Raw genomic sequence first — 22,519 nt, 5'->3', positions numbered from 1 at the left:
AGGCTCGGTCAGACCTCTTCCTTCGGCGCGATCAAACGCTCGATCACCTGCCTCAACCGGGCGCTCTCAGGTACCAGAATTCCGAACTCGCTGCCCAGCAGCTCGATCAACTCATCCACATCCGTCACTTGGCGCCGCGCACTCTCGTGACCGATCCGATGTATTGCAAAGTTGCCGTTGTTGAGCGTACGGCGCCAGCCCTCCCCGGTCCGGGCAACCATCAGTTGTTTGGCAAACGAAGACTCGGGATGGGTCGAGACGTACCAGTTGCCGAGGGTGTAATCGATGTCTTCCTGGCGCTGCAGGTCGAAGATGTACATCGCCCGCCACTCGCCGCCGACGTTGGCGCGCAAGGTGTAGCCATCCGCATGTTGTTCAATGCGATACGGCTCATGAGGGTGGGTTGCCCGGCTTCGGTGTCGAGCATCAGTGGTGCCGTGGGGACCATGCCGCCAAAGCCGACGTCGGTGATGTAGCGCACACCGTCCAGAGTGACCAGGCTCAAACGGTGAGTGCGAGCGGTCCACGCGCCTTCGGGCTGCCCCATCACAACCCGTCCGGTGATGCCACGGGCGTCGAAGCCCAGCTCCTGAAGCAAAGCCAGGAATACATGGTTGAGCTCATAACAGTAGCCACCGCGACCGTCGAACAGGACTTTCTGTTCAATGGACGGCAGGTCTATCCGCACCGGTTCGCCCGACAATGTGGTGAGGTTTTCAAACGCGAAGGCACCGGTGTGGCGCAACTGCAACTGGCGCAGGGTTTCCAGGGTGGGTGACGGGGGCGCATCGAAGCCCAGGCGCTGCAAATACAACTCAAGGTGGGTCAGGCGTGGCTCGCTCATTGCTCAGTCCTTATGCATGGGGCCGCGGATCGCTCCGCCGATGGCCGCCATGTATAAGGGATAAAGCGCTTCGACTGACAATTGATTTCGCCAATCACTATCCTCGCCGAAATCAATGTTACTTGCGCGAACTCACACGAATCCATGTCGGCGCATGGTCACTGGCATGCGGCTCGTTGCGCACCCAGGCGTCGACACCGGCCTCTTGCAAATAAGGGCTCAGCACCGGGTTCAGCAACAGGTGATCGATGCGCAGCCCGGAGTTTGTCTGCCAGTGCTGCCGGAAATAATCCCAGAAGGTGTAGAGCCGGTCCTGCGGATACAGATGTCGCAGGGAATCCTTCCAGCCCTGATCCAGTAAACGTTGATAACACTCGCGGCTTTGCGGTTGCAGCAGCGCATCCTTGAGCCAGGACCGAGTGTTGTAGATGTCCAGATCGGTGGGTACCACGTTGTAGTCACCGGCCAGCACCACCGGGTGTTCACTGCCTTGCAGTTCCTTCGCATAGGCGATCAGCCGCTCAAACCACGCCAGTTTGTAGTCGAATTTCGGCCCCGGTTGCGGGTTGCCGTTGGGCAAGTACAGGCACCCCACCAGCACGCCATGCACCGCCGCTTCCAGATAGCGACTGTGGGTATCGGTGTCATCGCCTGGCAAACCGCGCCGACTCTCCAACGGTTGCGCATCTCGCGCCAGAATCGCCACCCCGTTCCATGAAGATTGACCCTGCCAGATGGCACCGTATCCGGCCGCCTCAAGCTCGGCGGCAGGAAAGGCTGCGTCCACCGATTTCAGTTCCTGCAAACAGGCGATGTCCGGTTTTTCCCGTTCCAGCCATTCCAGTAAATTGGGAAGCGCGCGCGCAGGCCGTTGACATTGAACGTGGCGATTTTCAGGTTTTTCATGGTCCGACACTCGCTACGGATTGACGGTATCCAGTTCTGACCGGAGTGCGTGGCAACAGTTGCCCTCGCACACCCGGCGGTCGATTAAAGGTGTCGCAGCGGGACTTGCCAATCGACGGCGGCTCCCTTGTAATGCCCCCTGCGATTCTTTTCCGAGACAGCCTCGAACATGGACACCCTGGAAGGTCACCGAATCAGCCTGCGTCCCCTGCAACTGAGTGATGCCACCGCCCTGCTCAATGCCGCGCAGGACGGCGAATTATGGAACCTGACAGTTACCGTCGTGCCCTCGCCCACCACCATTGATGGCTACCTGAAAAAGGCGCTCGATGGTCGAGATGCCGGCACCGTCCTGCCTTTCGTCATCGTGCTCAACGAAACCGGCAAAGTGATCGGCTCTACGCGCTTCTGGAAAATCGACCGCCTCAACCGCAAGCTGGAAATCGGCAGCAGCTGGATCAGCGCCCGCTGGCAGAAAACCTTCGTCAACACCGAAGCCAAATACCTGATGCTGCGCCATGCGTTCGACGTGCTGGACTGTGTGCGGGTGCAGTTCACCACCGACGAAAACAACCAGAAATCACGTCACGCCATTTTGCGGCTGGGTGCGCAACAGGAAGGTATCGTGCGCCACGAACGGATCATGCCGGACGGTCGCAAGCGCAACTCGGTGCGGTTCAGCATCATTGATGATGAGTGGCCGTCGGTGCGCAGCAATCTGGAACAGAAAATGACCGAATACAGCCTTCGATAGTGCTCCCGCATTGAATAGCGACCACCGACCGCTCGTCATCCAACCGGTACCCATCGACCCGCCTTCGGACCAACATCAGGTAACGACTCACCTTGGGGAGACGGACCATGATGACCACAAAACTCACTTCACTCTTACTGACCGGGTTGTTATGCGTCGCAGCGACGGCCTCGTTTGCAGCGCCCTACGACAGCCCCCCCATCCGGCGGACACACGGCCCGGCGCCACCCGCGGATCAACCCTGTCCCCCGACTACACCCGCAGCGCGCCTTCGGCCGGCAACAACTCAGGCTCGGTTAGCGGCACCGGTACTAATGGCGGGGCCAGCGGCTCGGGCTCTGGCGCAGGCGGCGGCACAGGGGGCGGCTGGCGGCGGAACCGGTGGTGCGGGAGGCGGAACAGGCAGCTGGACGAATAAAAGCAAGCCATGAAGCACTTCATGGCTCTGCTTTCGCTATAAGTCCATCACAGTCGTTTGACGACTGGCGGGTTCCATTTGCCGTTCAATGCCTCGGGTTTTGGGCCGTACAGGCGCATGGTCAGGTTAAACGGGCCTTTGGGGGCGGGAAGCCAGTTGGCCTCAAAGTCTTTGCCGGGGCTTTCGTTCTGGAAATAGATGTCCAGGGAACCATCGGCGTTAGTCTTGAACGGCATCCAGCTGCTGACTGCAAAACGGTTTAGCGTATTACCCACCTGGAATCCTTCCGGATCGTACAACGTGATCGACCAGAAAGCGTTCACCGGCGGTACTTCAGCTTTATCAAAATGCAGGACGTACTTGTTGGCCCCATCGAGCGACTTGCCCTTGTCGTCCCCCATGTTCAGCGGATAAATCGCATCCTCGGGCAAGTTCGCCCCCAACCCGACCTGCGCCACGATCGCGCGTTTAAGGTAGTAATTGCCGTAGACCCCCATGGTGTCGGTGTTCATCGACCAGCCGTTGACCACCCGAGCAAGCGTTTCAACCTTCCACTTCATCAGTGTTTGCGCTTCTTCAGGCACGGTCTGCAATGCGGCTTTCACGGCCGGGTCCAGTGTCTCGATGTTGAACGATTTACCCACCTCGATACCGATGCGTTGCATCTGCGCCAGGATCGGCTGATCGGTGAGGTGAGGCGGATGCACTTTGAGCAATTCGGCGGCGTAGGCAAAGTATTTTGCCGCCGACAGCGTATCGACCTGAATCTTCGGCGGCGTTTTCATGTCCACCGCCGGGTCGATTTTCACGGTGACCGGTTCAGCTTTTTTACCCAGCTGCGACAACGGCGTCACGGTATAGCCCGCCTGAATACTGTGCACTGCCGCGTAGTCGGCTTCCCCGTCGGTCTTGGTCCGGCCGATGATCCAGACGAAAGGCGTCGGCGCTGGCAAATGACTCAATCCGGCAGGTACCGTTCCCGTCCAGCCCGGTGGTGTCACCAGAAACTGACTGGCCTGTGTGCCGGTGGTGCGCCAGCCGGGCGACGCGAAGACGTCGCTCCACATGTCGAGCATCGGCAACAGATAAAAACGCCCCGCGGTGTCCGGCGCGGAAATCACCAACGGCTCCTTGGTCAAATCGAGCCAGGCGATGGAATACAACGTATCGAAGTTCGCCCGCACCACCCCTTTGAAACTTGCGGGAGGATACTGCGGCACACTCACAAACATGTTCATCGGGCCTTTACCAAACTCCTTGCCGGGTTCGATATTGGTGAACTGCTTGCGGGTGATGTCCATGGTCAATAGCGGATAAAAATACAGGTAGGCCTCAACGCCGATGGCATGTGCTTCTTCAGGGGTGACTTTGGTTTGAGCCTGGCTGGCCAGTGGAAAAACGGCGGCGGCCGCAAGGGTTAGAGCAACGGCTGTCAATGCTTGAGTAATCAACATTTAGGCGATCGTCCGTGCTATGGGGAACGCTGCCGGGTTCGGCAGGGCTAACGGAACTCTAGACGATCGATTCAGGAAGAACTGACAGGCGGACGACCGGTTGTCCGGTGTTGCAAGGCTCAAACAACAGCACTGAACGACTCAACGATCCGAGCGCATCAGCGCCTCTACGCCCCCTTCCATGGACAACACCGCAGAACGATTGCGCCCCGAATGCTTGGCTTGATACAGCGCTGCATCGGCACGCTCGATGAACACTTCGATGCTGTCGCGCCCTGACGGTATGAACGCGTAACAGCCAAGACTGACCGTCACATAGCCGGTGGGTGAGCCGCTGTGAGTGATGTTCTTGTCCATGACGCTGCGGCGGATTTGTTCGGCAATCGCAAGCGCGCCGTGGATATCGGTATTGGGTAACAACACCGCGAACTCTTCACCGCCATAGCGCACCGCCAGATCAGCTTTGCGATGACAGCAACTCTTCAGCGCTCGCGCCACTTCGGCCAGGCAATGATCGCCGGCGACATGGCCGTAAGCGTCGTTGTAACGTTTGAAGAAATCGATGTCGAGCATGACCAGGCTCAATGAACTCAACTGCCTGGCACCGCGCGCGAACTCGATGTCCAGCGCTCGCTCGAACAATCGACGATTGGCCAGCCCGGTCAGGCTGTCATGGGTGGCGATCAGCTCCAGGGCTTCTTGCGCTTTGCGCAAATCGGCCTCGATCCGCTCGCTATCGCGCACTTGATGGATGAACACCCAGCCAAACAGCCCCACCCCAAGGATCACCAACGCCACGATGACGCTGGATTGAAACGCCGTGTCGTACCAGCCCTGCAAAACCGCGTCCCGCGAAGAAGCCGCAGAAACCACCAGTGGATAACCCTCCAGCTGACGATAACCATGCAATCGAACGATGCCATCCACCATCGAACTGATCATCGCGTTGCCGGCGGGCGCGTTGGGCAGCAGGTTCCGGAAAATGTCCCCCTGGGCCAATGACGTATTGATCTGCGACTCCACAAACGGCCGTCGCGCCAGCAGCGTTCCATCGGTCAGCGCCAAAAACATCGACCCCTGGTCATCGAGGCTGAAGCTTTTGAAGAACTGATCGAAGTACGCCATCTTGATCCCGGCCAGCAATACCCCTTGGAAGTTGCCGTTTTTGTCATTGATGCGCCTGGAAACCGGAAGGATCCACTCGCCATTCTCCCGACTGCGGATGGCCGGCCCGATGTGCGCAACCGAGGACACATTCTGCTGGTGAAACTTGAAGTAGTCCCGATCGGCCACTCCAGCGCCCCGAGGCAGGTCCTCGAACGAAGTCACCACCCACTGCCCCTGCTTGTCGAACAGGAAAATCCCGTGCAACTGGTCCAGCGCCAGCACCCTGCGGGCAAAGGTTTTCTGCAAGCGCGAGTGTTGCGCAGGGCCATAGCCGTCAACCTGAATCCAGTCCACCAGACTGGTCAGCACCAGATCGGCCTTCATGAAGGTGTCTTCAGCTTGCTGCGCCATGGCTCGGGTCAGGTTCGACGACGCCACTTGCGCCACTTCCAGGTCGTGGCGCTGCGACTGCTGTAGTTGCAGGTACAGCAAACCACAAAGACACAGGCACACTGCCGCGATAAACAGCACCGCGGCTTTAAGCAGCGGTAACCGTTTCAACGTGCCACCGGGGGCGTGATGCGGGTCGTGAATGGGGATAGGCAAAAACTCGTCCTGTAAGGGCATGCGCGGGCGAAGACCCAAAAACCCTTATTTTTTGTGAGCTTAGTCTACGCCTTAGTGAGGAACAATTGTCCTGTGGAGCGTCGGCAGTCGCGCAAACCGGAGCGCTCACCAGGAAACGAATTGTCACGCTTGTATCGCGGGCATGACCCAAGGCAAGACCTGGATGACGTTGTAGCAGCTACGATTACTCTTACATCACGACAGGGAATCGAAATGAGCAAGGCAGACGAACTCGCCGCGAAGTTGAAACACACAGGGTCTACCAACGCAGATCAGATCATCGATAGTTGGCCGGGCCAGGTTTACGACCTGTATCGCCAGATCGAGCATTGGCTGCTGCCGCTGACGGAGGTTGGCCTGGTTTTGCGGCGCAATCCTGTTCACATATTCGAGAGCGATCCGACTGGGGAAACGTTCGACTATTCCATCGACCAACTGGTGATCGAGGGCAACCGCTACTCGCTGACTTTCGACCCGGTCGCACGATTCACCGCGGATGGCGCGGGTCGGGTAGAGATCCATTCCAAAGAAAAGGAGCTCGCACTATTGCGCACTGTGGATGAGCACGGCGAGACGCATTGGTGGCTGCAAACGATTGAGCAATCCGGTCAACAGGAGGATGCGGTAGCGCTGACAGAGCACACCTTGCTCTCGGTGGTGCAGGAAGGGCTGGAGCTCTGAACCCGAGGGATTTATAGCGGGCAGACTCGGTTCATTGAGCCTGCCCTTTGCGGTTACAGATCCGGCCTCACCGCGACCACAGACCCCGTCGCCGCGCGCAAATCCAGCGCCGGTACTGGCGAAGGCCGGTTCAGCGCCTGCAACACCGGCGCATCGTAGCCATACACATCCGGCTTGAACGCCACCCGCCCGTCACTCTCCAGATCCACCGTCCAGTACGCCAACAACACCGGCACTTTCACAGGAAGCATGATGTTCTCGGTCTTGCCATTGGCCAGTTGTTTTTGAATGCCGGCGCTGTTCCATTTAACCGGATCGTTGAACAACAGCTCCACCAATTGCAGCGGGTTCTCTACGCGGATGCAGCCCGAACTGGTTGCCCGGACCGTTTTGGCAAACAGTTCGCGATGCGGTGTGTCGTGCAGGTAAATCGCATAGTCGTTGGGGAAGCGGATCACCACCTGCCCCAACGAGCTGTCGGGCCCGGAGTCCTGACGCAGGGTGAGCCCGCGTGCGTTGCTCCAGTCGACGGAAGATGGGTCGAGCACATTACCCTCGCGATCAAGTACTCGCATCCGGTTGGCGGCCAGGTAACCGGGATTGGCCTGAATTTTTGGCAGCACGTCTTCCTTGAGGATCGTAGGCGGCACGGTCCAGGTCGGATTAAACGTGATGTAGGTGATCTGCGCCTGGAAAATCGGTGTATTGCGCGCCGCTTTACCGACCTGTACCCGGGAACGCCAGATCGGCTTGCCATCGCGGTACATCGCCACCTTGTAGCCGGCGATATCGACAATAACGAACGTGCCCTGAAGTTTATAAAGCAGCCAGCGCGCCCGTTCCAGGTTCACCCGCACCTGGTCGATACGCGCATCAACGGGCACATTCAGCGCCGCCAGCGTCGTCGCCCCCGCCACGCCATCCGCCCCCAGGTATTGCTCGGTCTGATACTTCTGCACCGCAGCAGTAACGGCGCCGTCGTACTTCGTGCCGCGGATCAATCGCGGATCGAGAAAGCCTGCCGCGACCATCCTCGCGCGCAGTTGGGCGACAGCAGGTTCGTCCATGCCGGGTTTGAGCGAATGGTCTACAACCACTTTCGGCCAGCCGCCCCTGTCCCGAATCCCGCGCAATTGCGCAAGCGCCTGGCGCAAACCAACGTATACCGCTGCTTGCGGTGGCGCCTGAGCAAAGCGCTCGCCACGTCGTGATGGTCGAGTGCGACGAAGAAGGCATTGACGTCCTCACGGGGATCGACGCCATTGCCGTCAAAATTCCAGTGATTATCGAGCCGCGACGGATCGACTTTGCCGCGCCGCAATTGCAGCAGCGCAGTAATAAAGGTGTGGGTGGTGGCGATATCAAACGCGGCCCGCTGCTCAGGTGTGACCGTCAAGGTTTGTACTGAGGGCTGCGTACGGACAATTTCATCGATATGGAAATCCGCCGGGTTCAAGCCGTCGGCCTGCGTGTCGTTCAGGCTTTTGATCAACTGCGCGACATCGCTGTCATTCGTCCACGCCGCGCGATAGGCGCGATGGGTGTAAAAATCCATCACCAGACGACTGACATCCACCCCGCCGATGGCGCTTTGAGGTGAGCAAGGGCGGGAAGGCGGTTTTCAGAGGGGCGAGCGAGGCCTGAATCGTTTGAGCGACGATGTCGTCCGCTGCGGCGTCCATAACGGTGCTCGGCGCAATTGCCGACTCAATCGGCGAAGTTTCAGCAATCGCTGCACCACTTATCAGAAAGCCCATAAAAAGTATGCGGCTTATGACGAATAACCTTGTTAATTGCACCATAGATAATCCTTAATCTCCCGCATTCAATCGCTAGCTTCCCATGCAGCTAGACTCGAACTTAACATGATGAGACATCTATATGGCGCTACTACGTATTGGCCTTCCATTCGCGGCCCTGATACTGACTGCAATGTCCGTACCGTCAGCCTACGCCGATTCGCTTGCCGCCGCCCTCGTCAAAGCAGCGCCGAGCGCCGACGCCAAGGTCATTGACCTGGCCGTCCGCGCTTCAAAATGCAGCATCGCTCAAGGCAGAGCCCCCGTCCAAAGGCTCGCCATTATCGACTATTCCTTGCCTTCGACTGAACAACGTTTGTGGGTCTTTGACCTGAAAAAACGCAAACTGCTGTTCCATGAACTGGTAGCACACGGTCGAAACAGCGGCGAGAACATGGCCGTTAACTTCTCCAATCAAAACGAAAGCTTCGCCACCAGTCTCGGCTTGTACCGTACACAGTCAAGTTATGTCGGCCAAAATGGCTACTCGCTGCGCATGGAAGGCCTGGAGCCGGGTTTCAACGACAACGCGTTCGACCGGGCGATCGTGATTCATGGCGCCCCCTATGTCAGCCCGATGCTGGCCCGTGTGAATGGCCGGATTGGCAGAAGCCTCGGTTGCCCGGCCGTTCGGCCGGCGATTGCGCATCGGCTGATTGATTCGATGAAAGATGGGCAACTGTTGTTCTCCTACTATCCGGATCAGCGCTGGTTGAAGTCGTCTTCTTATATCAATTGCGGTAGCGGCACGGTTGCTTCGGCATTCAAGCCAAATAAAGGCTGACAACAAAGGGCAGCCTTTCATCACCGTCCTCCCCCGATATCACACAAAGTGATATCGGTCCCACAAGAATTAATTCTGTGCTTCACGCAGAAACAAACATTTGTGGCTACTCCGTGGAAGAAAACACCGAACGGTACTAGCGTATGAGGACGGATAGCACATTTAAGCCGTTTTTGTTCTACGCTTCCATCACGAACAGAAGTCACAGAAGGTGATCACAGTCAACAACCCGGTCTTTACTTAACCTAAAGTCACGGGCCGTTATGCGCGCATACAACTTGGAGGCACGCTTATGAAAACAGGCTTGTTAATACTACCTGCCCTCATATCGCTAACTTCTGGCTGCGTATCATTGGACTCGGTCAAAAACTACGCCTCCTATTCAAAATTAACTGTAGAAAGCACCAGGCCAATTGCACAAGACTACTTTGATTCCTGCATGAGGGCCAACAATTACAAACCTTATAGCCATGCCAGCAAATGCCAAAGCGAAAGAGCTACTTCAAACGCAATCTCCGAGATCGCAGAAGTATTGGCCGCTTATAGCGATTCGCTCGGCGCTCTTGCCTCTGACGAGCTCGTTAGCTATGACGACAATCTTAACGAAGTCGCATCCGAACTAAAAAAAATCAAGGGCACCTCTCCGGAAAAAGTTGACGCAATCAAAACTCTTTCAGCAAAAATTGCATCAGCGACGACTAACGCCTATCGACAGAAGCAAATTGTAAAATACATATCAGAAAGTAACGATGCAGTGGTTTCGGTTTCCGACACATTGGCATCAGTCATTGAGCAAAATAACTCCTTTGCAATTTCTCTAGAAATTGATGCTTGGAGTGACAGCTATCGTAAAGTAGAAATAGTTGAGCGTGATGCTCACCCCTTAGCGTGGGACGCCTTTGCGACAAGCAAATGGCAGGAGAGAGAGAATCTGGAGAAAAAACAATCTGCCGCCACTGCTTTGGCAGACAGCATCAGAAAAATCGGCTCAACACATGCAAAATTAAAAAAAGATGCAGAACATATTACCGGCGATGAGGTTTATGCATCGGTCAGATCCTTTATTAGCGATGTCAAACCAGCCATTAATCAGGTTAAGGCAGCCTATACTGAAAAATAGAGGTCTTCACAATGAGCATTACTATATCTTCAGAAAATATTCTCGCTTTGAGCCGGGCATATCATGATCTATCTACGGGCTTGGGAAACTACAGATTTGACAACTGGAAGACTCTGTCCGACGATGAGCGTAAAGATCTGGAGGACAAACAGTGGACTTTATTTAACCTCTCCAGCGACCTGAACGCCCAATCCGCGTTATTAGCGTTGAGCGCTACGCGCGAAGATATAGAAACTCTACAAAAATGCACCAAAGGCATGAAAAAAGCCGCCCAGACCATAGAAGACATTAAAGACGCCATTACTATCGCGAGTAAAGCTATCGCTTTAGGCGGAGCATTTTATCTAGCAATGTCTACAGGCCAGTTGAGCGTCGCCGTGATAGCGGCAAATGAATTGATCGCGCAGATGTCGAATTAACACCTATTCATCACCTCGACCGGAGTGAGCTGACATCATGATGTATCGCCCTAGAACGCCGTGAACTACTCCGTGTCACTTAAAGCCGGTGGGGGAGATGCGTGGTTCATCTCAAAAACGCTCAGCAGTCGTGAGACTTTGCTCCAGAACCACGGGCATACGCCTCATTGCCCCACTCGATAATCGATGGCCTTCGCCAGCAATATCCCGCGAACCTGTCAAATCTGTAATCCCCGCCTCAGTTTTCTGAAAGGCTGCGCTCGTTAGTCTCGGCGTCAACTACACGTTGACGGACCGGGAACAACGGCATGCATTCCACTACTTCAAGACGCACCTTCGTGAAGGGCCTGGCCGCCGGCGGGTTGCTCGGCGGCCTCGGTTTATGGCGCACGCCTGTCTGGGCGGTCACCAGCCCCGGCGAAACGCAGGTCCTGGCGGGTACCGATTTCGACCTGTTGATCGGCGAAACTTCAGTCAACATCACCGGCAACCCGCGCACCGCCATGACCATCAACGGCGGCATTCCCGGCCCGTTGCTGCGCTGGCGTGAAGGCGACACCGTCACCTTGCGGGTGCGCAACGCACTCAAGGACGACACCTCCATTCACTGGCACGGCATTTTGCTGCCGGCCAACATGGACGGCGTGCCGGGGTTGAGCTTCCACGGCATCGAACCCGGCGGAATGTACGTCTACCAATTCAAGGTTCGGCAAAACGGTACTTACTGGTACCACAGCCATTCTGGCCTTCAAGAACAGTCCGGCGTCTACGGCCCGTTGGTGATCGACGCCAAAGAGCCGGAACCCTTCCAGTACGACCGCGATTACGTGGTGATGCTGACCGACTGGACCGACGAAGACGCGGCCGGTCTGATGAAGAAACTGAAAAAACAGTCCGACTACTACAACTACAACAAACCCACCGCGGGGGATTTCATCCACGACGTCGGCGAGAAAGGTTGGGGCGCGACGGTCGCGGATCGAAAGATGTGGGCCGAGATGAAGATGAACCCCACCGACCTGGCCGACGTCAGCGGCGCCACTTATACCTATTTGATGAACGGCCAGGCGCCGGACATGAACTGGACCGGTGTGTTCCGGCCAGGTGAAAAACTGCGCCTGCGCTTCATCAACGGTTCCGCCATGACCTACTTCGACGTGCGCATTCCCGGCCTGAAAATGACCGTGGTGGCAGCGGATGGATTGCACGTCAAACCGGTGAGCGTCGACGAGTTTCGTATCGCGGTGGCGGAGACGTTCGATGTGATCATCGAGCCGACACAAGAGGCCTACACCCTCTTCGCCCAGTCAATGGATCGCAGCGGTTATGCGCGCGGCACGCTGACCGCGAAGGCCGGGTTATCCGCGCCAATCCCTGCGCTGGACCCTCGCCCGCTGGTGACCATGGATGACATGGGCATGGGCGGGATGGACCACGGCAGCATGGGGGATATGGCGGGCATGGATCACAGCAGCATGGCGATGCCGGGCATGCAATCTCATCCAGACACGGAAAAAGACAACCCGCTGGTGGACATGCAAGCCATGACCACGTCGCCAAAACTCGACGACCCGGGATTGGGCCTGCGCAACAACGGGCGACGAGTCCTCACCTATTCCGACCTGCGCAGCACTTTCGAAGACCCGGATGGCCGCGAGCCCGGTCGCACCCTTGAGCTGCACCTCACCGGCCACATGGAGAAGTTCGCCTGGTCGTTCAACGGCGTGAAATTTTCCGATGCCGAACCGCTGCGCCTCAAGTACGGCGAGCGGGTTCGGGTGGTGCTGGTCAACGACACGATGATGACCCACCCCATCCACCTGCACGGCATGTGGAGTGATCTGGAAGACGAGAACGGCCAGTTCATGGTGCGCAAACACACGATCGACATGCCACCGGGTTCCAGGCGCAGCTACCGGGTGACCGCCGATGCGCTTGGTCGTTGGGCCTATCACTGTCATCTCCTGTACCACATGGAAATGGGCATGTTCCGTGAAGTTCGCGTGGAAGAATGAGGCGCTCATGACCAGACTTATCCCGATTTCTTTCGCACTCATGACTGTGGGCCTGCCGCTCTCATCGGCCATGGCCGCCACCCCCGACATGCAGGGCATGGACCACAGCCAAATGACCGGCATGGACCCCAGCCAGATGCAAAGCATGGACGACTTCCAGATGCAGCCCGCCGCGCCGACCGAAAGTCGCACGCCGATCCCGGTGCTGACCGACGCCGACCGCGCCGCCGTGTTCGTCAGCCCCGGCGGCCACAATGTGCATGACAGCGCGCTCAACTATTACTTCCTCGCCGACAAACTCGAATGGCAGGACGCCGACGACGCCAGCACGCTCGCGTGGGATCTCTCCGGCTGGGTCGGCGGCGACATCGATCGCCTGTGGTTGCGCTCCGAAGGCGAGCGCAGCAACGGCAAGACCGAAGACGCCGAAATTCAGGCCCTATGGGGCCACGCTATTTCCCCCTGGTGGGACGTGGTGAGCGGCGTTCGCCAGGACTACAAACCCGGTGCCCCGCAAACCTGGGCGGCATTCGGTGTACAAGGCATGGCGTTGTACAACTTCGAAGCCGAGGCCACTGCGTTCATTGGCGAAGCAGGTCAAACCGGCGCGAGGCTGGAAGGCGACTACGACATCCTGCTGACCAACCGGCTCATCTTGCAGCCGACAGCCGAACTGAATGCCTATGGCAAAAACGACCCACAACGCGGCATCGGCTCCGGCCTGTCCAACACCGAAGCCGGCCTGCGCCTGCGTTACGAAATCCGCCGAGAGTTCGCGCCATACATCGGTGTGACCTGGAACCGCACGTACGGCAAAACCGCCGATTACGCCGCTGATGAAGACGAAGATCGCAGTGAAACGCGCCTCGTCCTCGGCGTTCGACTGTGGTTCTGAATGCATCAAATAAAAATCAAAATCAAAAAAACAACCGCTTAAAGAGGCCTTGCATGCGCACCATCAAAATCACCGCTATCACCCTCGGACTGCTGATGAGCACACTCGCTCAAGCGCACCCGAAATTGCTCTCCTCCACCCCCGCTGAAGGTGCCGACGGTACGTCGCCGAACACCATCGAACTGCATTTCTCCGAAAACCTCATGACCCAATTCTCCGGCGCAAAACTGGTCATGACCGAAATGCCCGGCATGGCCCACTCACCGATGCCGATGAAAGCCAAAGTCGCCGCTGGCAGCGACCCGAAAACCATGCTCATCACCCCGCTCTCGCCACTGCCCACGGGCAGCTACAAAGTCGAATGGCGCGCGGTGTCTTCGGACACGCATCCGATAACCGGCAACGTTTCGTTCAAAGTGAAGTGATTGATGAGCGAGTCGTTCAGCGTTGCCCTGCGGTTTGTGTTGTATCTGGACTTGATGTTGTTGTTTGGCATAGCGGCATTCGGGTTGTACAGCCTGAACGGACGGGAACGTTTGTCCGGGGTGGTGTTGCCGTTTCGGTCGATGCTTGCGGGGGCGGCGATGCTGGGTGTGTTGCTGTCTGTCGCGAGCATGGTGGTGATGGCGAGCGCCATGAGCGGTGAAACGGACTTTACCCAATTGCGCCCGCACATCGAGATGATGGTGCTGGAGACGGACGTCGGGTTGGCCTGGGTGGCGCGAATCGTTGCGCTGACTGTCTGCGGTCTAGCCATGGCGCTCAACACTCGCGCACCCGACTTGAGCTTGCTGATTGCCTCTATTGCCGGCGGCATCGCCCTCGCTTCCCTGGCCTGGAGCGGACACGGAGCAATGGACGAAGGCAGCCGGCGCATTTGGCATTTCACCAGCGACATCCTTCATTTGTTGGCGGCAGGTGCCTGGCTTGGCGCGCTCGTGGTGTTTGCGATGATGGCGCAGATCAATGCGCTGCAATCGCAAGAGCCCGTCAGGCTGCTGGCTCGTGCGGTTGCACGATTTGAAACGGTGGGTGCGGTGATCGTCGTCGTCATTTCGGTGACGGGAGTCGTGAATTACCTGTTCATCGTCGGCCCCAAACTGGATGACGTTTTACTCAGTACTTACGGGATTTTGCTGTTTATCAAAGTGGCACTGTTTGCCGGGATGCTGGTGCTTGCTGCCTTGAACCGGTTTCACTTGGGGCCTTTTTTGGAGCAGTCGTTGCGCGACGGCCAGTATCGAGTCGCGGCGAAGGCGTTGCGGCGCAGCGTGATCCTGGAATTGGCAGCCGCCGTGTTGATTTTGGGATTGGTAGCGTGGCTGGGGACGTTGAGCCCTGAAGTAGAGACGAGCAATCTTTAGCAAATCAAGTTCTACTCTGAGTCCCAAATCCATCATGGAAGCCGGACAACAATGAAACACATAAGCAGCACAATCATGCTCGGGGGCTTACTCGCTCTATCGTTTGGCGTTCAGGCAGAACCTTCGCACCTGGACAGCGTCATTCAACAAGGCCAACTACGGGTTTGTACGACAGGCGACTACAAACCCTACACCTACAAAGCCGAGACCGGCGAATACTCAGGCATCGACATTGCCATGGCTCGTTCACTGGCGGACAGCCTGGGCGTCAAGGTTGAATGGGTGCAGACCACTTGGAAAACCCTGATGCCCGACTTGCTGGCGGGCAAATGCGACATCGGCATGGGCGGGATCTCGGTCACCCTGGAGCGTCAGAAAAAAGCCTTCTTCAGCACCACACTGGACGTCGACGGCAAGATCCCGCTGGTGCGCTGCGAAGATCAGTCGCTGTACCAGACCGTAGAGCAAATCAACCAGCCTTCAGTTCGTCTGGTTGAACTGGCCGGTGGCACTAACGAAGCCTTTGTTCACGCCTTCTTGCCCAAGGCGCAATTGAGCCTTCACGACAACGTGAGCATCTTCCAGGAGCTACTGGACAAGAAGGCGGACGTGATGATTACCGATGCGTCGGAAGCGCTTTACCAGCAGAAACTCAAACCCGGTTTGTGCGCGGTTAACCCGAGCCGGTTTATGCAGTATGGGGAAAAGGCCTACCTGCTGCCGCGCGACGACATCACCTGGAAGTTGTATGTTGATCAGCGGCTGCACCTGGCCAAGGTGACGGGCAACTATCAGAAAGTCCTAAGCCAGTGGATAGCCACACCGGAAACTAAATAACCCACAACCTGCCACGCCCCCCCCTGTAGCAGCTGGCGAAGCCTGCGTCCGACTGCGCAGCAGTCGCCAGCCCTCAAGTAAAACGCAAAACGGCGGAAACACTTCCGCCGTTAATCAATCATCGTGCAACAACCCCGAACTGTACTCGCCAAAGCTGTTGCCGAGCGCACTGCCATGGAAATTCAACTTACCGGGATTGTTGGTGGGGCCCGGGCCAAAGCCGGCAGAGGGCACGGATTCTTCCGAATAATTGCTCTGGGTGCTCACACCCGAACAGGCGCTCAACAGCAACGCACCACCGATCAGCACGACTTTGAACAGTTTCGAGATCATTTTCAGTTCCCTCTATGGGATGGGATGCAAGCGCGGTGATACGACCTTAAGTGGTCATCCTAGACTGCCATTTCGCCGGGCATCATGAAACTTTGCGCGCCGACAGCATTGGTTCAGCTTCGGCGGCCCGGGAGGTGAAAAAGGGTCGTTCAACGGTAGCAGAACGTTACAAAGCAGCCTCGCCAACGGGTGACCTCGTCCAGCCAGATGACATCACACGTTGCCGTCGGTGCTTTGGCCCATGCGGGCCACGTGCGACTTATTTGGGCTGACGTCACCCTTACTCTTTTCCGAGACACGATGAATGAAGCAATGGCGAACATGGATACCTGTATTGATGCTGCTGATCTTGACGGGCTGCACAACGTCGCCACCCAAGGACCAAAACAACCTCTGCAATATTTATCGTGAATACCCTGACTGGTACGAAGACTCGCTGGAGATGCAGGAAAAGTGGGGCACGCCTCAACATGTGGCGATGGCAATCATGAAGCAGGAAAGCAGTTTTGTTGCCGATGCGCTCCCCCCTCGCGACTACCTGCTGTGGGTCATCCCTTGGGGTCGAGTCAGCTCCGCCTACGGCTATGCGCAAGCGCAAGACCCCGTGTGGGGCGAGTACAAAGACGGCACCGGCAATGGCGGTTCGCGCGACAACTTTGATGACGCAATCATGTTCATCGGCTGGTACACCACCGGCACTCAGCGCCAACTCGGGATCTCCAAATGGGATACCTATAACCAGTATCTGGCGTACCACGAAGGACGCGGGGGATATCGCAACGGCACCTATCTCAGCAAGCCCTGGCTAATGCAGGTAGCGCGCAAAGTAGAACAACAATCACAGAACTACAGCTCGCAACTCAAGCAATGTCGCCAGGAACTGGAAAGTGATCGCAGCTGGTTTTTTTGAGCTGCGCACTCGTCTAGTGTCCAGTCCTGAAATAGGTGTAACCCTATTTCAGGACTGGACATAGAACCGCGAAACCTAAACCTGCGCCTGTAATCGCCGCCCCACTACATCCATAAAATCACAGCCATCACGCAACGGAATCGCCAGCACCCGTGCGAAGTCTTGCAGCAACAATGCGTCGCGACCGATGCCCTCGCCGAGAGACAGCGTTTCCAGCAGTTGTGTCACGGCACGGATGCGGTACGCGGCGGTGTCGTGCAACACGTCGACGGGCGCTTCGGTATCAATCAGCAGCGACGGGACGGTGCAGTCGATGCCGGTGATGGGCATGTATCTAGCCATGGTTGAACCTCCATTGAATAAACGAGCGTGACCGCTTAGGCCTGGCTGGCGGATGGAACTTCGGACACGCCTTCGGGCGGGTCGAGGTTGTCCAGGGCTCGATTTATCAATAGCTCGCCGATTACTGCTAGTTGCTGGATTGAGAGGGCGAGGCTGCGGTTTGAACCTTCGAGCTTGCAGGCCAGATCAGTGGTCAAGACGTTTAGCGACGCGAGCGTTTCGCAGGCGTGGCTCAGGAGAGATTCGGTGTCGATGTTGGGGAGGATGGTGAAGACGTGGCTGACAGGGTCGGCGTGGGTTGGGTTGCGGAGGCGTTTGCTGACGGTGCGCTCCGTGGCTTCAGAAAGTTTGATTGGATCGAGGGACTCGGAAGTGGTTGGTTTTTCGGGCGTGATTTTTTTCATTGGGTTGTTCCTGAGTTTGAATAAGGAACTAGATCTGAGAAGGGCTTCCACACCCTGTCACTGATTTTGCAGCGACGAGAGGAAGGTCATCTGGCTCGTTCGGGAAGTGCTAGATGGTCAATGGGGACAGGGATTGTGGGAAGTCTCCGACATCGGTGCGCTCTCATCACATACCGTTTTGCGGTCTGATGATGGATTGGACTTACCAAGCTCTCACGCCTCGTATTTAAAGGCCTATGGCAGACACCTAAGCCGCCCGTACCATTTTCGTACCATCCTCTCCGTAAAAAACAATTCCACCAGCGCCGAGTTCGAATATTCGTACCAATTTTCGTCCGACTCATTTCCAGGTCGAGCGAATCGATAGCGAAAAGTGCCTGGAACCTTGGTTAGCCTGTATAAGCAGAGCATCGAAAGACACAACCAAGGAATGGCAATGAGTGACACGACCTTCAAAATCGTCACGGATCCAGTGAAGATCCGCCAGCTAAACACCAAGCTGGCCAAGATCATTTCCGCGCGATTTCCGTATAAACAGAGCCGTGAACTGACCTACCCAGCAGGCCACCACACGGGCCGAGTCTACTTCGAGGAAGAGCACGGAACGCGCGTGCGCGGGTGGAGCCCCAAAGTTTCGGATGCGAAAAAGCATGTCAACCACTTGCTCTTTGGAGATCCCGGAAACGACTCGTGGCTTGAACTGGCCGTACAACTGAATTTCCCCAAAGAGAAGTACAGCCGGGCACCTGCAGGTGCATTTGTACAGGACGCTTTCGGTGAAATTTTCGTCGCACACCGGGGCAAGCTAACCAAGGGCAATGCAGGTCTGCCAAAAGATCTGGTGCTTTCCCAATTCAAAACATGTGTTCTTGCCCAAGACGGGAAGAAGAAAAATCCCGTCATTTTGATCGCTGGCCTCGAACATGAAGAAATGGTCGACAAGCTTTTCGAATTTGCCTTAGAAGCTCGAGAAGTGGCTACACGTATTGCTAATGGCTTGGTAGACATAGCGAACACCTCTGCGAATTCCGCTGCCGGCGGAGATCGACAAAAAGGCAAAAAAACCAAAGCCGAGCCAATGGCCAAACTTTCCAAATATGTGGACGAATTCTACGGCGAGTCCACGATTAACCCTCCGGTGGTGAGCGGTACTCGCATCGTTACACATGGCGCTATTGTTTCAGCCCTTCACAAAGCGTTGGGCGGGGGAGATAACTTACGTAAAAGCCAAGCCGTGGATCTTGCTGCTATCCGTGGAGGAACTGTAGATCTGTTCGAGGTGAAGACGTCAGCCTCTACGCAGGACATATACACGGCTGTAGGTCAGCTACTGATTCATGGCGAAGGCATCAGCGCCCTCCTGGACATGCCTGTGAGGCGCTTTATGGTATTGCCACAGAATCCTCGCGATGACTTCCTCAAGCCGATCGGTGAAGAACTGGGAGCGAAGATCATCATCTACTGCGAGCAAGCGGATAGCTATGTCTTTGATGGGTTGTAGTTTCGGTTACTGCGGTGGAGATTCGAAACCGCCCGATACGATGCATCGGGCGTTGGGGTGAAACAGGTGTAACCCTACTTCAGGACTAGACAGCCCCCCTCAGCACCAATATCAGAAAGCCTCAACCGGCTTCTTAGCTGCCTGAATAACCTTATTAGCCTCCAACTGCGGAAACGAAAACCGAATCAACAACCCTGCATCAGCCCCCTCCCCCGCAAGCACCAACTCAGCAGACCTCGTATTTTCAGGTGATGCGCTCAACGCGCCAACTGCATTTGACTGCCCTCTGGCATTCACACCTTCCAGAAACGTATAGGTCAGACTCCCAGAGGTCAGACCGACCTGTTCGAAGTTGGACAACTTCGCTGTCAATTCGTCTTTGTTACTCACTTTCTTCGCGACTTCGACCACGTCCAGCACCGACTTATCATCGCTCATGGAAACCAACGTGAATGTCTTGGAAAGCCGTGCGATGGCTTTGCCATACAAATCCTGATCGAACGGGCTGATTAACGACACCATGATCAACTTGTCACTCGAGAATACCAACGCTACGGTGAATTTCTCCTCCAGAAAATCGACGTCGTCGATGCACCTTGCCGTCCCGCCGACATCTTCGGAGCAGTCGTAGTAACCAGTGGCTTCGGTGTAGTTCGCGAGGGGGGATTGATAGACGTAATTCTTGAAGAGCTTGTCTTCGGCAGCTGCGCCTTGCGCAAATACAAAAATGCTGGCGGCGACTAAAGCAAATGACGCAAATTTCTTCAGCATGGGATCCCCTTCCTCGAACAGCTTTGTAGTTAGTAGCCAGATGCTATCAGCCTACCTGATAACTGTCTCGCTCAATCCCACCAACAGGCTTGCCCTTGGCACAAGAGGATGACTGCCGTAGGACTCGCCTCAACCCAACTGACCCATTCCTGATAAACTCCCGTCTTTCGCCCCACCGATTCCAGACCGCCAATGCCCCCAATCACCGCCACACCCGCCCCACTTTCCCGCCGCTTCAGCGTGGCCCCGATGATGGATTGGACTGACCGCCATTGCCGTTTTTTCCTACGCCTCTTGTCGAAAAACGCCCTGCTCTACACCGAAATGGTCACCACCGGCGCGCTGCTCAACGGTGATCACGACCGTTTCCTGCGTCACAACGAAGCCGAACACCCGCTCGCCCTGCAACTCGGCGGCAGTGTCCCGTTGGACCTGGCCGCCTGCGCCCGCATGGCACAGGAGCACGGTTACGACGAGGTGAATCTGAATGTCGGCTGCCCGAGTGATCGGGTGCAGAACAATATGATCGGCGCGGTGCTCATGGGGCATCCGCAGTTGGTGGCTGATTGTGTGAAGGCGATGCGTGATGCGGTGTCGATTCCGGTGACGGTGAAGCACCGCATCGGTATCAATGGGCGGGACAGTTACGAGCAACTGTGTGACTTCGTCGGCACAGTGCGGGATGCCGGGTGCACGAGTTTTACCGTGCATGCGCGAATTGCGATTTTGGAGGGGTTGTCGCCGAAGGAGAATCGCGACATTCCGCCCCTGCGTTATGACGTGGCAGCGCAGTTGAAGAAGGATTTTCCGGACCTGGAGATTATTCTCAACGGCGGGATCAAGTCGCTGGAAGCCTGCCATGAACATTTGCAAACGTTCGACGGCGTGATGCTGGGCCGCGAGGCTTATCACAATCCTTATGTGATGGCTGAAGTGGATCAGCAACTGTTTGGCAGTACGGCACCGGTGATCACTCGGGCCGAGGCGCTGGCGCAGTTGCGGCCTTATATAGCGGCGCACATTGATGCGGGCGGTTCGATGCACCACATCACTCGGCATGTGCTAGGGCTGGGCACCGGGTTTGCGGGGGCGCGCAAGTTTCGGCAGCTGTTGTCGGTGGATATTCACAAGGCCAAAGAGCCTTTGGCGTTGCTGGATCAAGCAGCGGAGTTACTTGAGGGACGTTAACGGTTAGCCGTCTGGATTTACGAAAACCAGGCTGTATGTCCTCAGCCTGGTGCACGTATCAGAGTGCTGCCGCCTCAGTCCAGTTAACCCAACCGAATACCCACGTTGCCAGAATCAACAAACCGAATGCGATCCGGTACCAGGCAAATACAGCGTAACTGTGGCTGGCGATGAACTTGAGCAAGCCGCGCACAGCAATCATGGCGAAAAAGAACGCGGTCACGAAACCCAAGGCAAACACCGGCAGGTCGCCGGCCTGGAACAGTTCCCGATATTTGTAGCCTGAGTAGACCGCGGCACCGACCATGGTTGGCATTGCCAGGAAGAACGAAAACTCGGTTGCGGCCTTGCGTGACAGCCCAAACAGCAGTCCGCCAATAATGGTCGATCCAGAACGTGAGGTGCCCGGGATCATCGCCAGGCATTGGGCGAAGCCGACTTTAAGGGCGTCGGTCCAGCGCATATCATCAACGTGATCGACATACACCACATGTTCTCGTCGCTCAGCCCACAACATGATGATGCCGCCCACTACCAATGCCACCGCCACGGTGATTGGATTAAACAGATATTCATGGATCTTATCGGCGAACAACACGCCCAGGACAACAGCCGGTAAAAAACCGATCAATAAGTTCAAAGTAAAACGTTGTGCATTACGTTGAGTCGGCAAGCCTGTGATGATCTCGAGGATCTTGCGACGAAACTCCCAGACGACCGCGAGTATGGCGCCCAGTTGAATAATGATATTGAAAGCCATCGCTCGTTCGCCGCCAAAATCGAGCAAGTCTGCAACAATAATTTGGTGCCCAGTACTTGATATGGGCAAAAACTCCGTCAGCCCTTCGACCACCCCTAAAATCAATACCTTTACGGTAGTCAAAAAATCCATTGTTCCCCCTCATCGTCAAAAGCACACACTGACGTGCTTTTTAATGTATCGCCAAGGAGAAAGTAAACCGCATCCACTCCAAAATTAAAACCCAATGTTAATAATTGTCCAGCGCCACAAATAACATACTCGATGTTATGTATCGGCACAAAGT

The 22,519-nt window shown here is 56.3% G+C and carries 20 protein-coding genes and 4 pseudogenes; 14 read left to right on the top strand and 10 right to left on the bottom strand.

Annotated features, from left to right (window positions below; translation table 11 throughout):
* Positions 1 to 8: 8 nt before the first annotated feature.
* Together AB4N76_RS23995 and xth are read right to left on the bottom strand one after the other, a co-directional pair.
* A pseudogene (locus AB4N76_RS23995) lies at positions 9 to 844 on the bottom strand (arylamine N-acetyltransferase family protein).
* 118 nt (positions 845 to 962) lie between these two features.
* A pseudogene (xth, locus tag AB4N76_RS23990) lies at positions 963 to 1,750 on the bottom strand (exodeoxyribonuclease III).
* Between the two features lie 169 nt (positions 1,751 to 1,919).
* On the opposite strand from xth, the gene AB4N76_RS23985 reads away from it, so the two are divergent.
* Together AB4N76_RS23985 and AB4N76_RS23980 are read left to right on the top strand one after the other, a co-directional pair.
* Positions 1,920 to 2,504: a GNAT family N-acetyltransferase gene (locus AB4N76_RS23985; RefSeq protein WP_460163603.1), complete on the top strand. Its 585-nt coding sequence runs from the start codon at positions 1,920 to 1,922 to the stop codon at positions 2,502 to 2,504.
* Between the two features lie 107 nt (positions 2,505 to 2,611).
* Positions 2,612 to 2,935, top strand: a pseudogene (locus AB4N76_RS23980) (hypothetical protein).
* A 34-nt stretch (positions 2,936 to 2,969) separates the two neighbouring features.
* Here AB4N76_RS23980 and AB4N76_RS23975 read toward each other — a convergent pair.
* Positions 2,970 to 4,376, bottom strand: coding sequence for a DUF1254 domain-containing protein (locus AB4N76_RS23975; protein ID WP_460163602.1), 1,407 nt, complete (start codon positions 4,374 to 4,376; stop codon positions 2,970 to 2,972).
* Positions 4,377 to 4,517: 141 nt separating this feature from the next.
* Positions 4,518 to 6,089 carry a sensor domain-containing diguanylate cyclase gene (locus tag AB4N76_RS23970; protein WP_046026931.1) on the bottom strand — a complete coding sequence of 524 codons (1,572 nt, stop codon included), beginning with the start codon at positions 6,087 to 6,089 and terminating at the stop codon, positions 4,518 to 4,520.
* 234 nt (positions 6,090 to 6,323) lie between these two features.
* On the opposite strand from AB4N76_RS23970, the gene AB4N76_RS23965 reads away from it, so the two are divergent.
* Positions 6,324 to 6,791, top strand: coding sequence for a hypothetical protein (locus AB4N76_RS23965; RefSeq protein ID WP_460163601.1), 468 nt, complete (start codon positions 6,324 to 6,326; stop codon positions 6,789 to 6,791).
* A gap of 53 nt (positions 6,792 to 6,844) precedes the next feature.
* On the opposite strand, the pseudogene AB4N76_RS23960 reads toward AB4N76_RS23965, so the two are convergent.
* Positions 6,845 to 8,593, bottom strand: a pseudogene (locus AB4N76_RS23960) (L,D-transpeptidase family protein).
* Positions 8,594 to 8,672: 79 nt separating this feature from the next.
* On the opposite strand from AB4N76_RS23960, the gene AB4N76_RS23955 reads away from it, so the two are divergent.
* The 8 genes from AB4N76_RS23955 (at position 8,673) to AB4N76_RS23920 (ending at position 16,024) form a co-directional block, all read left to right on the top strand.
* Entirely contained in the window at positions 8,673 to 9,374 is a 702-nt protein-coding gene (locus AB4N76_RS23955) for a murein L,D-transpeptidase catalytic domain family protein (protein WP_460163600.1), read from the top strand.
* 292 nt (positions 9,375 to 9,666) lie between these two features.
* A complete protein-coding gene (locus AB4N76_RS23950; protein ID WP_046026935.1) occupies positions 9,667 to 10,494 on the top strand; it encodes a hypothetical protein in 828 nt (275 codons plus the stop codon).
* 11 nt (positions 10,495 to 10,505) lie between these two features.
* Positions 10,506 to 10,913 carry a hypothetical protein gene (locus AB4N76_RS23945; RefSeq protein WP_460163599.1) on the top strand — a complete coding sequence of 136 codons (408 nt, stop codon included), beginning with the start codon at positions 10,506 to 10,508 and terminating at the stop codon, positions 10,911 to 10,913.
* 308 nt (positions 10,914 to 11,221) lie between these two features.
* Complete coding sequence (locus AB4N76_RS23940) at positions 11,222 to 12,928, top strand: copper resistance system multicopper oxidase (RefSeq protein ID WP_046026937.1); 1,707 nt, start codon at positions 11,222 to 11,224, stop codon at positions 12,926 to 12,928.
* A gap of 7 nt (positions 12,929 to 12,935) precedes the next feature.
* Complete coding sequence (locus tag AB4N76_RS23935; protein WP_046026938.1) at positions 12,936 to 13,823, top strand: copper resistance protein B; 888 nt, start codon at positions 12,936 to 12,938, stop codon at positions 13,821 to 13,823.
* 53 nt (positions 13,824 to 13,876) lie between these two features.
* Positions 13,877 to 14,248: a copper homeostasis periplasmic binding protein CopC gene (gene copC / locus AB4N76_RS23930; RefSeq protein ID WP_046026939.1), complete on the top strand. Its 372-nt coding sequence runs from the start codon at positions 13,877 to 13,879 to the stop codon at positions 14,246 to 14,248.
* 3 nt (positions 14,249 to 14,251) lie between these two features.
* Positions 14,252 to 15,187 (top strand): copper homeostasis membrane protein CopD, encoded by a 936-nt coding sequence (gene copD, locus AB4N76_RS23925; protein WP_460163598.1) that lies wholly within the window; start codon positions 14,252 to 14,254, stop codon positions 15,185 to 15,187.
* Between the two features lie 51 nt (positions 15,188 to 15,238).
* Positions 15,239 to 16,024 carry a transporter substrate-binding domain-containing protein gene (locus AB4N76_RS23920; RefSeq protein WP_460163597.1) on the top strand — a complete coding sequence of 262 codons (786 nt, stop codon included), beginning with the start codon at positions 15,239 to 15,241 and terminating at the stop codon, positions 16,022 to 16,024.
* Positions 16,025 to 16,138: 114 nt separating this feature from the next.
* On the opposite strand, the gene AB4N76_RS23915 is transcribed toward AB4N76_RS23920, so the two are convergent.
* Positions 16,139 to 16,357 (bottom strand): hypothetical protein, encoded by a 219-nt coding sequence (locus AB4N76_RS23915; protein WP_046026942.1) that lies wholly within the window; start codon positions 16,355 to 16,357, stop codon positions 16,139 to 16,141.
* Between the two features lie 304 nt (positions 16,358 to 16,661).
* On the opposite strand from AB4N76_RS23915, the gene AB4N76_RS23910 reads away from it, so the two are divergent.
* The gene (locus AB4N76_RS23910) at positions 16,662 to 17,267 is read left to right on the top strand and encodes a transglycosylase SLT domain-containing protein (RefSeq protein ID WP_046026943.1); all 606 of its coding nucleotides are present in this window, start codon (positions 16,662 to 16,664) and stop codon (positions 17,265 to 17,267) included.
* Positions 17,268 to 17,342: 75 nt separating this feature from the next.
* Here the strand turns inward: AB4N76_RS23910 and AB4N76_RS23905 are convergent, their stop codons facing one another.
* Complete coding sequence (locus AB4N76_RS23905) at positions 17,343 to 17,609, bottom strand: hypothetical protein (RefSeq protein WP_077430556.1); 267 nt, start codon at positions 17,607 to 17,609, stop codon at positions 17,343 to 17,345.
* A 35-nt stretch (positions 17,610 to 17,644) separates the two neighbouring features.
* Positions 17,645 to 18,013 carry a DUF6124 family protein gene (locus tag AB4N76_RS23900; RefSeq protein WP_046026945.1) on the bottom strand — a complete coding sequence of 123 codons (369 nt, stop codon included), beginning with the start codon at positions 18,011 to 18,013 and terminating at the stop codon, positions 17,645 to 17,647.
* 436 nt (positions 18,014 to 18,449) lie between these two features.
* On the opposite strand from AB4N76_RS23900, the gene AB4N76_RS23895 reads away from it, so the two are divergent.
* Entirely contained in the window at positions 18,450 to 19,514 is a 1,065-nt protein-coding gene (locus tag AB4N76_RS23895) for a hypothetical protein (RefSeq protein ID WP_046026946.1), read from the top strand.
* A 111-nt stretch (positions 19,515 to 19,625) separates the two neighbouring features.
* Here AB4N76_RS23895 and AB4N76_RS23890 read toward each other — a convergent pair whose 3' ends face one another.
* On the bottom strand, positions 19,626 to 20,285 hold the full coding sequence (locus AB4N76_RS23890; RefSeq protein ID WP_460163596.1) for a hypothetical protein: 660 nt from the start codon (positions 20,283 to 20,285) through the stop codon (positions 19,626 to 19,628).
* Between the two features lie 192 nt (positions 20,286 to 20,477).
* Between AB4N76_RS23890 and dusA the strand changes: the two genes are divergently transcribed.
* Entirely contained in the window at positions 20,478 to 21,473 is a 996-nt protein-coding gene (gene dusA / locus AB4N76_RS23885) for a tRNA dihydrouridine(20/20a) synthase DusA (RefSeq protein WP_046026947.1), read from the top strand.
* A gap of 58 nt (positions 21,474 to 21,531) precedes the next feature.
* Here dusA and AB4N76_RS23880 read toward each other — a convergent pair whose 3' ends face one another.
* Entirely contained in the window at positions 21,532 to 22,365 is an 834-nt protein-coding gene (locus AB4N76_RS23880) for an undecaprenyl-diphosphate phosphatase (RefSeq protein WP_046026948.1), read from the bottom strand.
* Between the last annotated feature and the right edge of the window lie 154 nt (positions 22,366 to 22,519).

The sequence above is a fragment of the Pseudomonas sp. S2_F03 genome, assembly GCF_054668335.1.
This window is presented reverse-complemented; position numbering and strand designations above follow the sequence as displayed.

Excerpts from the sequence above, each read along its gene's own strand:
- AB4N76_RS23920 (WP_460163597.1), top strand. The coding sequence starts at position 15,239 with ATGAAACACATAAGCAGCACAATCATGCTCGGGGGCTTACTCGCTCTA.
- AB4N76_RS23985 (WP_460163603.1), top strand. The coding sequence starts at position 1,920 with ATGGACACCCTGGAAGGTCACCGAATCAGCCTGCGTCCCCTGCAACTG.
- AB4N76_RS23900 (WP_046026945.1), bottom strand. The coding sequence starts at position 18,013 with ATGAAAAAAATCACGCCCGAAAAACCAACCACTTCCGAGTCCCTCGAT.
- AB4N76_RS23940 (WP_046026937.1), top strand. The coding sequence starts at position 11,222 with ATGCATTCCACTACTTCAAGACGCACCTTCGTGAAGGGCCTGGCCGCC.
- AB4N76_RS23915 (WP_046026942.1), bottom strand. The coding sequence starts at position 16,357 with ATGATCTCGAAACTGTTCAAAGTCGTGCTGATCGGTGGTGCGTTGCTG.
- AB4N76_RS23950 (WP_046026935.1), top strand. The coding sequence starts at position 9,667 with ATGAAAACAGGCTTGTTAATACTACCTGCCCTCATATCGCTAACTTCT.
- AB4N76_RS23910 (WP_046026943.1), top strand. The coding sequence starts at position 16,662 with ATGAAGCAATGGCGAACATGGATACCTGTATTGATGCTGCTGATCTTG.
- AB4N76_RS23935 (WP_046026938.1), top strand. The coding sequence starts at position 12,936 with ATGACCAGACTTATCCCGATTTCTTTCGCACTCATGACTGTGGGCCTG.
- AB4N76_RS23965 (WP_460163601.1), top strand. The coding sequence starts at position 6,324 with ATGAGCAAGGCAGACGAACTCGCCGCGAAGTTGAAACACACAGGGTCT.
- AB4N76_RS23955 (WP_460163600.1), top strand. The coding sequence starts at position 8,673 with ATGGCGCTACTACGTATTGGCCTTCCATTCGCGGCCCTGATACTGACT.
- copD (WP_460163598.1), top strand. The coding sequence starts at position 14,252 with ATGAGCGAGTCGTTCAGCGTTGCCCTGCGGTTTGTGTTGTATCTGGAC.
- AB4N76_RS23880 (WP_046026948.1), bottom strand. The coding sequence starts at position 22,365 with ATGGATTTTTTGACTACCGTAAAGGTATTGATTTTAGGGGTGGTCGAA.
- AB4N76_RS23945 (WP_460163599.1), top strand. The coding sequence starts at position 10,506 with ATGAGCATTACTATATCTTCAGAAAATATTCTCGCTTTGAGCCGGGCA.
- dusA (WP_046026947.1), top strand. The coding sequence starts at position 20,478 with ATGCCCCCAATCACCGCCACACCCGCCCCACTTTCCCGCCGCTTCAGC.
- AB4N76_RS23905 (WP_077430556.1), bottom strand. The coding sequence starts at position 17,609 with ATGGCTAGATACATGCCCATCACCGGCATCGACTGCACCGTCCCGTCG.
- AB4N76_RS23895 (WP_046026946.1), top strand. The coding sequence starts at position 18,450 with ATGAGTGACACGACCTTCAAAATCGTCACGGATCCAGTGAAGATCCGC.
- AB4N76_RS23890 (WP_460163596.1), bottom strand. The coding sequence starts at position 20,285 with ATGCTGAAGAAATTTGCGTCATTTGCTTTAGTCGCCGCCAGCATTTTT.
- copC (WP_046026939.1), top strand. The coding sequence starts at position 13,877 with ATGCGCACCATCAAAATCACCGCTATCACCCTCGGACTGCTGATGAGC.
- AB4N76_RS23975 (WP_460163602.1), bottom strand. The coding sequence starts at position 4,376 with ATGTTGATTACTCAAGCATTGACAGCCGTTGCTCTAACCCTTGCGGCC.